Source organism: Kordia sp. (assembly GCF_022447245.1).
Lineage (GTDB): Bacteria > Bacteroidota > Bacteroidia > Flavobacteriales > Flavobacteriaceae > Kordia.
In genome coordinates, this window is the sequence record NZ_JAKVBC010000001.1 from 63,991 (window position 1) to 76,811 (window position 12,821).

Annotated in this window: 16 protein-coding genes and 1 pseudogene; 9 read left to right on the plus strand and 8 right to left on the minus strand. The window is 33.1% G+C overall.

The genetic code is table 11. From position 1 onward, the window contains the following. Nucleotides 1-22: 22 nt before the first annotated feature. A complete protein-coding gene (locus MK119_RS00330) occupies nt 23-757 on the minus strand; it encodes a geranylgeranylglyceryl/heptaprenylglyceryl phosphate synthase (RefSeq protein WP_290669908.1) in 735 nt (244 codons plus the stop codon). Nucleotides 758-764: 7 nt separating this feature from the next. Continuing rightward, complete coding sequence (locus MK119_RS00335) at nt 765-1,403, minus strand: 4'-phosphopantetheinyl transferase superfamily protein (RefSeq protein WP_290669331.1); 639 nt, start codon at nt 1,401-1,403, stop codon at nt 765-767. Between the two features lie 136 nt (nt 1,404-1,539). Between MK119_RS00335 and ahcY the strand changes: the two genes are divergently transcribed. From ahcY to MK119_RS00360, 5 genes are all read left to right on the plus strand, one after another. After that, nucleotides 1,540-2,856 (plus strand): adenosylhomocysteinase, encoded by a 1,317-nt coding sequence (gene ahcY / locus MK119_RS00340; RefSeq protein WP_290669334.1) that lies wholly within the window; start codon nt 1,540-1,542, stop codon nt 2,854-2,856. Between the two features lie 586 nt (nt 2,857-3,442). Beyond that, entirely contained in the window at nt 3,443-3,610 is a 168-nt protein-coding gene (locus MK119_RS00345) for a hypothetical protein (RefSeq protein ID WP_290669338.1), read from the plus strand. 65 nt (nt 3,611-3,675) lie between these two features. Then, on the plus strand, nt 3,676-3,999 hold the full coding sequence (locus MK119_RS00350) for a hypothetical protein (RefSeq protein WP_290669341.1): 324 nt from the start codon (nt 3,676-3,678) through the stop codon (nt 3,997-3,999). Between the two features lie 79 nt (nt 4,000-4,078). Next, on the plus strand, nt 4,079-4,363 hold the full coding sequence (locus MK119_RS00355; protein WP_290669344.1) for a hypothetical protein: 285 nt from the start codon (nt 4,079-4,081) through the stop codon (nt 4,361-4,363). A 93-nt stretch (nt 4,364-4,456) separates the two neighbouring features. Beyond that, nucleotides 4,457-4,621 carry a hypothetical protein gene (locus tag MK119_RS00360; protein ID WP_366512746.1) on the plus strand — a complete coding sequence of 55 codons (165 nt, stop codon included), beginning with the start codon at nt 4,457-4,459 and terminating at the stop codon, nt 4,619-4,621. A 65-nt stretch (nt 4,622-4,686) separates the two neighbouring features. Here the strand turns inward: MK119_RS00360 and MK119_RS00365 are convergent, their stop codons facing one another. Continuing rightward, entirely contained in the window at nt 4,687-5,442 is a 756-nt protein-coding gene (locus tag MK119_RS00365; protein WP_290669347.1) for a hypothetical protein, read from the minus strand. Between the two features lie 123 nt (nt 5,443-5,565). Here MK119_RS00365 and MK119_RS00370 point away from each other — a divergent pair, with 123 nt between their 5' ends. Next, nucleotides 5,566-7,740 (plus strand): M3 family metallopeptidase, encoded by a 2,175-nt coding sequence (locus MK119_RS00370; RefSeq protein WP_290669350.1) that lies wholly within the window; start codon nt 5,566-5,568, stop codon nt 7,738-7,740. Between the two features lie 260 nt (nt 7,741-8,000). Further along, nucleotides 8,001-8,564 (plus strand): annotated as a pseudogene (locus MK119_RS00375) (HupE/UreJ family protein). A gap of 142 nt (nt 8,565-8,706) precedes the next feature. On the opposite strand, the gene MK119_RS00380 reads toward MK119_RS00375, so the two are convergent. After that, nucleotides 8,707-9,276 carry a hypothetical protein gene (locus MK119_RS00380; RefSeq protein WP_290669353.1) on the minus strand — a complete coding sequence of 190 codons (570 nt, stop codon included), beginning with the start codon at nt 9,274-9,276 and terminating at the stop codon, nt 8,707-8,709. 3 nt (nt 9,277-9,279) lie between these two features. Further along, on the minus strand, nt 9,280-9,438 hold the full coding sequence (locus tag MK119_RS24160; RefSeq protein ID WP_366512747.1) for a nucleotidyltransferase domain-containing protein: 159 nt from the start codon (nt 9,436-9,438) through the stop codon (nt 9,280-9,282). Nucleotides 9,439-9,642: 204 nt separating this feature from the next. Between MK119_RS24160 and MK119_RS00385 the strand changes: the two genes are divergently transcribed. Continuing rightward, on the plus strand, nt 9,643-9,804 hold the full coding sequence (locus tag MK119_RS00385; protein ID WP_290669356.1) for a hypothetical protein: 162 nt from the start codon (nt 9,643-9,645) through the stop codon (nt 9,802-9,804). A gap of 55 nt (nt 9,805-9,859) precedes the next feature. On the opposite strand, the gene rpmA is transcribed toward MK119_RS00385, so the two are convergent. The 3 genes from rpmA to MK119_RS00400 all read right to left on the minus strand — a co-directional run bounded on the left by rpmA (nt 9,860) and on the right by MK119_RS00400 (nt 11,321). Further along, the gene (gene rpmA / locus MK119_RS00390) at nt 9,860-10,120 is read right to left on the minus strand and encodes a 50S ribosomal protein L27 (RefSeq protein ID WP_046743080.1); all 261 of its coding nucleotides are present in this window, start codon (nt 10,118-10,120) and stop codon (nt 9,860-9,862) included. 41 nt (nt 10,121-10,161) lie between these two features. Continuing rightward, nucleotides 10,162-10,794 carry a 50S ribosomal protein L21 gene (rplU, locus tag MK119_RS00395; RefSeq protein ID WP_290669363.1) on the minus strand — a complete coding sequence of 211 codons (633 nt, stop codon included), beginning with the start codon at nt 10,792-10,794 and terminating at the stop codon, nt 10,162-10,164. 77 nt (nt 10,795-10,871) lie between these two features. Then, complete coding sequence (locus tag MK119_RS00400; protein ID WP_290669366.1) at nt 10,872-11,321, minus strand: DUF4199 domain-containing protein; 450 nt, start codon at nt 11,319-11,321, stop codon at nt 10,872-10,874. 169 nt (nt 11,322-11,490) lie between these two features. On the opposite strand from MK119_RS00400, the gene MK119_RS00405 reads away from it, so the two are divergent. Continuing rightward, complete coding sequence (locus MK119_RS00405; RefSeq protein ID WP_290669369.1) at nt 11,491-12,819, plus strand: pitrilysin family protein; 1,329 nt, start codon at nt 11,491-11,493, stop codon at nt 12,817-12,819. Nucleotides 12,820-12,821 lie beyond the last annotated feature (2 nt).

Sequence of the window (12,821 nt, forward strand, 5' to 3'; positions counted from 1 at the left end):
ATGTATCTTCTCAATTCAACATTTAGCATTCCAAATTCTTAAGTTCTAACAAAAACGCTTCGTTTTCTTCAAATGCTGTTCCAATTACAACTAAATCTGCACCTGCATTAAACGCTGCATTAAGCTGGGTTTTGGATCGAATTCCGCCACCAACAATTAGTGGAATTTTCAATTTGCTCGAAACTTCTTTTATAATATTTGTATTTACTGCTTTTTTAGCGCCACTTCCTGCTTCTAAATATATTAGTCGCTTTCCTGAAAACTGTCCTGCCAGCGCTGTATGCATTATGGTTTCTATACTATCTTGCGTTATTGGTTTGGTTTCACTTATGCGTTGTACGGCTGTTTCTACACCGCCATCAATTAAAATGTAACCTGTTGGGATAATTTCTAAACTCGTGTTGATCAACTTTTCTACAGATTGTACTTGTTGCTCTATTAAATATTTTGGATTTCGTCCAGAAAGCAATGACAAAAATAAAATTCCATCTGCGGCTTCCGTAATTTGCTCATGACTTCCAGGGAATATTAAAACGGGCAAATGTGTATTTTGTTTGATCGTTTTTACAACTATTCCCATCTTTTTTTCAGCATCTGTACTTCCACCAACAAATACATGTGTAATGATGGACGTGTGTACTTTTTTGAAAAATTCAGGAATATGATCAATATCAATCTTGTCAGGATCAATCAATACTGCCAATAGTTTTTGATTGCCTTTTTTTGCTTCAAGGATATGTTTGTACATTGTTTGCATGTTCATTTTAACGACTTTCTTCTAGTGCATATACACAGGTAAATCCTTCAAACTCTAAAAAATTTAGTGAGTACTTTGCCGTTTCTTTTCCATAAAACACCATTCCTTTTGTATGTGAAGTTTCCATTGAAAAATCATCAATATCAATATGTTTTAAAAAGCTAAGTCCTTTTTTGGCATATACTTTATAAACAGATTCTTTTCCGCCCCAAACTATGGTTAATTTTCGAACTAACGCTTCATGATTGGCAATAGTTTTGTATTCTTCTAGTGGTGTAAATTTATGTGCGATACGTAAAATTTTATCGCGTTGTTTTTCAATATCGATACCAACTGGAGTTGTATTGCTCACAATAATCGCTGAAAATTGAAAAGAATGTGTGATTGAAATGTATTTTCCATCTTTTAGATGTGGTTTTCCTTTTTCTTCATAATAAAGATCAAAATCGGTGTAACCAACCTCCGCTAATAAATGACGTACACTTATAAATCCGCGTTGATGAATTTCGGAACGCATACCATCTAATCGTTGTTGACAGTGATTTGTAAGTTTTATATCACGATTTAATTCTTCAAAAGACTCTTCTATCTTCCAAATCAGCACTTTAGTATCATTATTTACTGTTATAGTTTTGTAAAGAGCCATTATATTAAAAAGTTATTTAGTACCTTTGCACTCGCAAACTTTTGACATGCAAATAGTATGCTAAAGTTATGCAGCGAATTTAAACATATTTTAGGTCACAAACCATAATTTATTCAAACTATAAAAAAAGAAAAGTATGAGTACAAAATCAGTTCCTTACGTAGCATACAAAGTTAAAGACATTTCTTTAGCGGCATGGGGAAGAAAAGAGATCGAGTTAGCTGAAGCTGAAATGCCAGGACTTATGAGTCTTCGTGAAGAATACAAAGATGAGCAACCATTAAAAGGAGCAAGAATTGCAGGTTGTTTACACATGACTATCCAAACAGCTGTTTTAATCGAGACTTTAGTTGCATTAGGAGCAGAAGTTACTTGGAGTTCATGTAACATCTTCTCTACACAAGATCAAGCTGCTGCTGCTATTGCTGAAGCTGGAATTCCAGTATACGCTTGGAAAGGAATGAACGAAGAAGAGTTTGATTGGTGTATTGAGCAAACATTATTCTTTGGAGAAGATCGCAAGCCATTAAACATGATTTTAGATGATGGTGGAGATTTAACAAATATGGTTTTAGATCGTTACCCAGAATTAGTTGAAGGAATCAACGGATTGTCTGAAGAAACTACAACAGGAGTTCACAGATTATACGAAAGAATGAAGAATGGTACATTACCAATGCCTGCAATCAACATTAACGATTCTGTAACGAAGTCTAAATTTGACAACAAATACGGATGTAGAGAAAGTGCAGTAGACGCTATTCGTCGTGCAACTGACGTTATGTTAGCAGGAAAAAGAGTTGTTGTTTGTGGATATGGAGATGTTGGTAAAGGTACAGCAGCTTCTTTCCGTGGAGCAGGTTCTATTGTAACAGTTACTGAAATTGATCCAATTTGTGCTTTACAAGCTGCAATGGACGGATTTGAAGTTAAGAAATTAGAAAATGTTGTTGGAAAAGCTGATGTTGTAATTACAACTACTGGAAACAAAGATATCGTCACTGGAAAGCATTTCGAAGCAATGAAAGATAAAACAATCGTTTGTAACATTGGACACTTTGATAATGAAATCGCAGTTGCATGGTTAAACGATAATCACGGGGCTTCTAAAGTTGAAATTAAGCCTCAAGTTGATAAGTATACTGTAAACGGAAAAGATATCATCTTATTAGCAGAAGGACGTTTAGTAAACTTAGGTTGTGCTACAGGTCACCCAAGTTTTGTAATGAGTAACTCATTTACAAACCAAACGTTAGCACAAATCGAGCTTTGGAACAACATTGAAAAGTACGAAAACAAAGTATACATGTTACCAAAACACTTAGATGAAAAAGTAGCACGTTTACACTTAGCAAAAATCGGAGTTGAGTTAGAAGAACTTTCACAAGATCAAGCTGAATACATTGGTGTAACAGTTGAAGGACCATTTAAGCCAGAGTACTACAGATACTAAGATTCATCTTAACATAATATGTAAAAGCCTTTTATCGTTTGATTAAAGGCTTTCTTTTTTTCTTATACTGAGCAACCAATAATACAGATTGACATCTAAACAGTAACGTTTTGCACCTTATTTAATACCTTGTTCTATGAATTTTGGTTTCCGATTTGTTTTCATCTTTCTTTTTTGTTGTATGAATAGTAGTGTTGCACAACAAGTTGATTCTTTACTGATTTTTTCATACGAAGAATTAAAAAATCAATATCTAAACTTTGAGTATACAAATCCTAACTTAGCACAAAAATATGCACAAGCATCCTAATTGAAAGTAAAACAAGAAGGCAATGAATTTGAAAAAAACACAGCATACTTAATTATTCCTTCTTCCGAAAATTATTTTGATAATATTGAAGTCTCAATGAAATATATAGACTCTTGTATTTCGAACGCGAAAACAGAAAAACACAATTCCTTATTGATAAGAGCTTTAAGCCAAAAAGGATGAACTTATTACAAATTTGGAAAGTATACGAAAGCCACTCAAAATTATTTGAAATTTGATTCTATAGCGACCGCAACAAAAAATGTACGCTACTTGATGTATGCAAATCAAGGTATTGGTTCTATAAAAAATGTCATGGGCGATCATAAAGGTGCTGCAAAATTATTTCTAAAAAATAAAGAAATCATTGCGCCTATTATGGAAGAGAAAGGGTATCATACAGAATACTTTGATAGCACTTTCTTCTGCATATTCTTATTTTGATGTAGATACTGCTGCTAGTTATTTGCCTGAACTCAAATAAATTAATTAGTATTGAAGAAGGTGATATGGATGCTCTAGCCTATTGCTATTCATTACAGGGGATTGTAGATAATAAAAAAAAAGAATATGACAAAGGGTTGACGGTTTTACAACAAGCAGATCTAGCTTTTAGTCAACAATATAAAGATTACTTCAGATGGGATTTAAAATTTGGAATTAAGATTAATAGTAAGAAAAAGAAATTATCACATCAATTTTATGTTGATTTACAAAATATCACCAATCAAGAAAATGTGTTTGAACGTCGTTACAATCGTTTGACCAATAATGTCGATCAAGTCAATCAAATTGGTTTATTTCCTGACGTTGGCTACAGATTGCAGTTTTAATCGTTCGTTTATGTAATTCAAAGATACGCTTTGCCTTATAAAGCGCAGAGCGTTTCCTTAATATTTTAAAAACCAGATTATGAAAAGACGCATACTTTTAATCATACTAGCCGTTATTATTTTTTTATTCATCTTTATCAAAATTAGAATGAATCATTCCAATCCTGAAGTATTACTTCCTCAATTATCCGAAATAGAAAACAACATTGAATATAGAGATGTTAGAAACATAGCCGTTTCCAAAGCAGATGTCGCTTGGCATTTAGATCATATATTGAAAACCGTCAACAGATTGACAGAAGCTTTAGAGAATTCTGATCCTAATACATATGAAAGTTCTTTTAACGTACCGCGAATTATGTAATTAACTGCAGGATACATTCCTCGTGGAAGAGCACAATCACCACAAAATATTCGTCCGCCTAAAATTATTGTTACAGATGATATCTTACGGCAATTGTCAGAAGCTCGAAAAAATATAGAAAAATTACGATCCTTAGATGTAAACGCAAACTTTGATCATCCTGTATTTGGTATGTTGATCAAAGCACAAACCATTCGTTTTTTAGAAGTACACACCAATCATCATTTAAAAATTATAGCCGATATTTTGAAAGAATAAGGATGTATTACAAAAATAGACGTAGCAAGGTTCGCTTTATAAAAATAAAAAGGTGAATACACAGATTAATACCCCGTAACTAACAAACCTCTAGCACCACGCATCCCGCATTTTTGATACTTATTGTAGGCTTTGGCGGCGCGTTCTCGGATTTCAGCATCAGACTCGTTTAAAATCCAGCCGTCAATTGCCCATTTTAAGGTATATGCTTCTGGTGACATCAAACCAGTAGACCAAACTAAGGGATTGGCTCCTGTTTGTTGCAGATAAGGTTTAAAATAATCTTTGCTTATACAAGCTAGTATAATAGCGTCTCTCTTTTTCTTATTTTTTGGATTGAACTTCGTATCTAAACTAAATTCCATCAAACCATCATGCCCTACATAGGCTAGCAAATTTGAATTTCCTCCGAAACTCATTTTTTTATTATTCTCTATAATTTCAATTGGATTTGCTCCACTACTTGCATCTAAAAAATCAATGGTAGTTTGCTTAATATATTTTCCATCATACGCATCTGCCAGCAAATAGGTATTGGATGTTCTGTGTTTGAAAAGTACGCGTTCTAGTATTTTTGGATGTTTTGTTGGAAGCGTTTTTACAAATTGCCAATCTTTACTTCGTTTAAAATGTGTTTTCACGCCATACAGAGCACCCCAATACAAATTTGTTCTTGGATTTTGTCCATTTCCTAATGTTTTCGGAACAGGTACAATTCCCTGATTCGCATTATCACACAAAGCAACAAACACATGAATTTTTTTCTGTCCAAAAACGGCAAAACTCATACAAAAAAAGAAAATAGTAAACATTGACTTCATAGAATTCGGTTTATGGTCATGTATCATTATAACGAAGAAAAGTGTAAACTTTAGTATAGAGCGTTAAAATCAATAATAAAATTTAAAAAAATAGTATCTTGTTGGACCAAAATCATATACAAAATGAAACGTATTTCCATAGCCATTGTTTGTAGTATATTATTCTTTGCATCCTGTGAAGAAACTACAAAAAAAGAAAAATCAAATACTCCTGTGAATTCAGAAAATCCATTCTTTGCAAAATGGGACACTCCTTTCGGGGTACCTCCTTTTGATAAAATAAAGAATGAGCATTACATGCCAGCATTTAAAAAAGGGATGGAAGAAAACCTTGCTGAAATTGATGCAATCGTAAACAACTCTGAAGCTCCCACGTTTGCCAATACACTTGAAGAGTTAGAAAGATCAGGTAAATTACTTACCAAAGTTCAACGCGTGTTTTCTAATTTGACAGGTTCAAACACCAATCCGAAATTACAAGAATTACAACGTGAATTAAGTCCAATGCTCTCTTCGCACAGAGATAAAATCACACTTAACGAAGGATTATTTAATCGTGTTGAAACGATTTGGCAAGCACGAGAAAATCTTGACCTTAATAGTGAACAACTCAAACTTTTAGAATATACACGCAAAAGGTTTGTACGTAGTGGAGCATTACTAAATAAAGAACAAAAAGCTAAAGTCACAGAAATTAACTCCAAGATTTCCGAGTTAACAACAGCATTTGGCCAAAATCTATTAGCTGAAACTAATGGCTTTGAACTCATTTTAGATAAAGCTGACTTAGATGGCTTGTCTGATGGCATCATAGCGGCAGCAGCAGAAACAGCTACGCAAAAAATGAATAACGCGAAAACAGAGGAAGAAAAAGCAAAATACAAAGACAAGTATGTATTTACACCGCATCGTAGCAGCATGTATCCATTCTTAACAGAATCTAATCGACGTGATTTACGTGAACAATTGTACAAATCTTACGTTCAACGTGGTGATAATGACAATGAAACAGATAACAAAGAAATCGCTGCAAAAATAGCTAAACTTCGAGCAGAGCGTGCAAAATTAATGGGCTATGAGACCCATGCACATTTTGTATTAGAAGAACGTATGCTAAAAACTCCAGAAGAAGTTTATAACTTATTAATGCAATTATGGAAACCTGCTCTAGAAAGAGCCAAAGTAGAGGTTGCCGATATGCAGGCAGTTGTCGATGCAGAAGGACACGATTTCAAAATAGCAGCATGGGATTGGTGGCAGTATTCAGAAAAAGTACGTAAAGCAAAATACGATTTGGATGAAGCAGCATTAAAGCCTTACCTATCTCTTGATAATGTACTTAATGGTGTATTTGCAACAACAAATAAACTTTGGGGTATTACATTTACAGAACTTTTTGATATTAAAACATATCATCCTGATGCACGTGTATGGGAAGTAAAAGACAAAGATGGTACACACCTTGGAATCTTTATTGGTGATTATTTTACACGTTCAAACAAGCGTGGCGGAGCATGGATGAGTAGTTTTAAAGGGCAATCTAATTTTGATGGAAAAGAACGCCCTGTTGTTGTAAATGTATGTAACTTTCCTGCTCCAGTTGGTGATGCGCCAGCACTTCTTAGCTTTGATAATGTGACTACTTTATTCCATGAATTTGGGCATGCCATGCATGGTATTTTATCGAATGTAAATTACAGTAGTATGTCTGGTACATCTGGACCTCGTGATTTCACCGAATTTCCTGCTCAAATTCTAGAACACTGGGCAAGTGAACCAGAAATTCTTAAATCGTTTGCTACACACTACAAAACAGGTGAAGTTATTCCTGATGAATTAATCAATAAAGTTTTAAAGGCTTCTAAGTTCAACCAAGGTTTTGCAAATACAGAATATCTAGCAGCTTCATTACTAGATATGGATTGGCATACTATTAATGCTGATGAAGATTTAAAAGATGCAGATGCTTTTGAAGAAGCTTCAATGTCTAAAATTGGATTGATTGGAGTAATAGCTCCACGTTATCGCAGTACGTACTTTGCTCATATTTTTGCGGGTGGATATGCTGCTGGATACTATAGTTATGTACACTCAGCAGTTCTTGACTCAGATGGTTTTGAAGCATTTAAAGAAACAGGAGATGTATTTAATCCTGAACTAGCAGCAAAACTAAGAAAACATGTGTACGAAAAAGGTTCTACTGAGGAAGCTATGGAACTATACAAACAATTCCGTGGTCGTGAACCTAAAATAGATGCATTACTAAAAGTGAGAGGATTAGACGGTTCATCTGACTAACCACAATAAAATTATCTAAAAAGCGGCATGGAAACCCCGAGCCGCTTTTGTTTTTAAATATACTTGCTATACTTATGAGATTTCTTAAAACTCTAATTTTCTGTATTATCTTATGTTCAGGTTTTGCAATGTATGCGCACTCAGAAGATGAACTTATAATATCAGAAATTGAACAAGGTCAACTTGATATGCAAGACCAACAAATGACTGCTGAATATGAAGCTGCCTTAAAACGTCTGCGGATGCGAAAATTAGCAGCAATGCCTTGGCAAGAAAAGTTTTTCATATTCATTAAAGCAGGTATACAACACATTATTCCAAAAGGTTTAGATCACATTCTTTTTGTATTAGGACTATTTTTTTCTAGTCTTATTTTTATGTCATTATTGAAGCAAGTAACGGCTTTTACACTCGCACACACCATTACATTAGCGCTTGCCGCATTAGGATTTGTAGAGATTCCATCTAGTATAGTTGAACCTCTTATAGCACTTTCTATTGTTTGGATAGCTGTTGAAAATTGTATGTTCAAAAAAACTAACAAGTGGCGACCAATCGTTGTATTTGTCTTTGGCTTATTACTCGGTTTAGGTTTCGCATGCGTTTTAAGTGAATATGGATTGCCTAATGACTATTTTTCACCTTGATTACTAGCGTTTAATATTGGGGTAGAACTTGGGCAGTTATTGGTACTTATTATTGCTGCCGCACTGGTATGGTTTATTAGAAAGAAAAGTTGGTATCGCCAAAGATTACAAATACCAGCCTCTATAGCGATCGCTTTAGTTGGTTTATTCTGGTTTATTGAAAGAGTATTTTTATAATAGTCCTCAAAAGATCATCGTAAGATTAATTTTCTACATAAAAAATTAGAACATATAACTTATAATCAACACATTTTTTTAACACTATGTGACGAGACATCGAACATATAAAAAAAAGCCTGAACCTATTGCTCAGGCTTTTTTATATTATTGTTTTAAAGTCATCAGCATCAAACTTCCCCCAACATCCTTCTAGATGCTCATATAACTGCTTCACAGTTTCTGTAAAATACTTTTCTTCAACATTGACCGCCTCTTCCCAAAGTTTAAAAAAAGTTTTATCAGGAAATGCAGTAAAATTATTTTTACTACGATACGTTTTGTCAAATAGTATCCTATCAAGCTTTTCTATTGAAGGGATCTCAAAACCTATATAAAAACTGTACGCTTTAAAAATATGATCTAGAAACTGAAAATAATGATACTTACGTAGATTCGTTTCGTTTTTAATTTTTATAAAATGGTTAAATAACATATATTTTTTTAGTGTAAATAAATCAGGTGTAGGTGATTCAAAATCTAATTCCATTACAACACTAGCTTTTTCCTTTAACTTTTCTACAGCTCCATTTTTATCATACAATATTACACCTAAAGAAAACATCCTTACTTCAAATTTAGACTGTCTATAAAATTGACTATGTATCGATCGAAGATAATCTGTAATTGTTCCTGTAATGTATGAATATGAATAACCATCAATTGTTTCCACTCCTTAATAGTGTATTTCCACATCATCTAGAAAAATAATTCTAAGATCAATATCAGAATTTTGCGTATGCAATTTTGTAGCATAACTTCCTGAAACAACAACACCTATAACGTTTTCATCAGATTTCCACTTATTAGTATATTCGTAAATATGTTCTTCCATTATGAAATTTACCTTAATTTTTTAGCAGGTCAAATAAATTATTTTCATTAAAAATATGAGATAAGCTTTATTAAAATATTTTTAAACTCATTAATTTTAAGTAAAATTTACCTTACTTTTAATTTAATTAAAACCAAATTATTTAAATTATGAAAAAAAGCACAAGCAAATCAATTAAAATTAAATAAATCAAAAATATCTGATTTGTTAGGATTGAGTATTGAAAAAATTAGAGGTGGAGTTGACTCTAGAACAAATGATTCAGGAAGAAGTTGTTTATGGAGTCCTGAATCGTGTAGACATCAAATGTGCGATGACTACGATTATTCTACAAATGGCTGCGATACCACTTGGAGTAGTCAATAAAAAAAGCCTGAACAATAAATATGTTCAGGCTTTTTTATTTGTCTTCAGATACTAATTATGCTTCGAAAGGTTCGATTGATACATAAGATCTGTTATTTGCTTTCTTTGTGAATTTCACAATACCATCTACTTTAGCATGTAATGTATGGTCTTTCCCCATATATACATTCTCTCCTGGATTGTGAGTAGTTCCTCTTTGTCTAACGATGATATTACCAGCAATTGCTGCTTGTCCACCAAAAATCTTAACTCCTAATCGTTTCGATTCTGATTCTCTACCGTTTTTCGAACTACCAACACCTTTTTTGTGAGCCATTTTCGTAAGGTTTTAAATTGTTATACTTAAGTGATTTGCATTTATGCTTTACCACCATCTAATTCGTCTTGCCATTTCTTTAACTCATCCCACTTTCCGTCAGCAGCTAATTGAGCTTGTACTGGCCAAGTATCAGTAACGTGGTTTCCGCGTACACCTGAAATGATTTCAGAAATTTTTGCTGGTTCAGTTTTCGCTAACTCAGCGAATGTTGAAATTCCAGCTTCTGCTAAAGTAGATGCAATCTTAGGTCCAATTCCTTCGATTTTCTTTAAATCATCTCCTTTAGTTGTTGCTTTTTTTGCTGCTGGCTTTGCAACTTCTTTTTTAGCTTCTTTCTTTGGTGTTGCTTTTTTAGCTCCTGAAGCTACGATGTTTTCAATTACAATTTCAGTTAAAGATTGACGATGACCATTTTTTACACGGTAACCTTTACGTCTTTTCTTTTTGAAAACAATTACTTTATCACCTTTAAGGTGTTTTAAAACTTTAGCCTCTACTGCGGCTCCGTTTATAGCTGGGGCGCCAATAGTAACTTGTCCGTTATCGTCTAACAAAAGAACATTGTCGAAAGTAACTTGCTTTCCTTCTTCTGTTGCTAAACGATGAACAAATACTTTTTGATCTTTCGCAACTTTAAATTGCTGCCCTGCTATCTCTACAATTGCATACATAGCGTATCGTTTAATTAATTAATTTTATCCAAAAATGGACGCAAATATACACCTAATTAATTAATCTACAAACACTTCTATGGCAGTTTATTAGTAATATTCCAACTTGGCTTAAATTTTTGCATAAATAAAAGACTCAAAACAACGGTAGATGCGAATCCTTCTATCAAAATAATAAAGAGCAAAAGTCCTGGTTCTGTGGATACACTACCCAAACTCATTGACATAATTTTTTCACCAAAAGCTACATCAATATGAAAGATGTATACAGCCATAAAGAAGGTAAAAACTAAGGTTGCAATAAATCCAGAGAAAATACCCGCTTTAAATCCTTCAAAATAATTAAAGCCAGCACCACTATCCTTTTTGGTATTTCTTATAACAGTGTAAATTCCATAAGCAACAATGACACCATTAAATAAACGTAACCATGGATTTTCATGTAGACCAAAAATTCTTACTAATAAAAAGTATAAAATAAGTCCTAAAGCTATAAATCCACCGTATTTTATTGTTTTCTTTTCCATATAATTTGGGGTTTTTATAAGTTATTAAACATCTGATTCACATAAATATACGAAAAAACTAAAACTTCTTAAAATAATCAAAAAATTAATTCTTTCCTTGCGAGGTGTAACAATTTTATAGAACTTGCGTCAGATGAAAAATAACTCAAAGTCAAAAAAATTAAATGCAATGAAAAAAAGACTATTTTCAATAGCTTCTTTAATGCTAGTTGGTTGGTTTGCCCAAGCACAAGAAGTTAAGTTTGAAGAATACGATTTAGACAACGGTTTGCACGTAATTCTTCACCAAGATAATGGAGCTCCTGTAGTAACTACATCTGTGATGTATCACGTAGGAGCCAAAGACGAAAACCCAAAACGTACAGGTTTCGCTCATTTCTTCGAACATCTTCTTTTTGAAGGAACAAAAAATATAGGACGTGGAGAATGGTTCAAAATTGTTTCATCTAATGGTGGCAGTAATAATGCTAACACATCAGATGATAGAACATATTATTACGAAGTATTTCCCTCTAATAATTTAGAATTAGGTTTGTGGATGGAATCTGAGCGTATGCTTCACCCGGTTATTAACCAAATTGGAGTAGACACACAAAATGAAGTGGTAAAAGAAGAAAAAAGACTTCGTGTAGACAACCAACCTTATGGACGCATCATTGAATTTATTAAAAAGAATATGTTTAAAAAGCACCCTTATCGATGGACAACTATTGGAGAGATGGCTCACTTAGACGCTGCTACGCTAGATGAGTTTTTAGCATTTAACAAAAAATTCTATGTTCCTAATAATGCAACTTTAGTTGTTGCTGGAGATATCAATATCCCATCAACTAAAAAATTGGTTAAAGATTACTTCGGAGATATTCCTAGAGGAAAAGATATAGAAAGAAGTTTCCCCAAAGAAGATCCAATTACAAAAGAATTTAAAGCAAAAGCATACGATCCTAATATACAAATTCCGGCAATAATTGCTGCCTACAGAACTGCTTCGTTCAAAACAAGAGATGCACGCATATTGGATATGATTTCAACCTATTTAAGTGGTGGAAAAAGTTCTAAACTTTACAAGCGTTTGGTAGATGATAAAAAAATGGCTTTAGCAGTTCAAGCGGTTAACTTAAGTCAGGAAGATTACGGAACTTATGCACTATTTGCTCTTCCTTTAGGTGAAAACACATTAGAAGATCTTGTAAAAGAAATAGATGATGAAATTAAAAAATTACAAACCGATTTAATCTCTGAAAAAGATTATCAAAAACTTCAAAATAAATTTGAAAATAACTTTGTGAATTCAAATTCAAGTGTTGAAGGAATTGCCAGTTCATTAGCAACATTCAATGTATTGTATGGAGATACAAATTTGATCAATACAGAAATTGACATTTACAGATCAATCACCCGAGAGGAAATCAGAGATATTGCTAACAAGTATTTAAAAACAACTCAACGTTTATTATTGGAATACTTACCATCTGAAAAAGACGCAGAAAAAAAATAAGA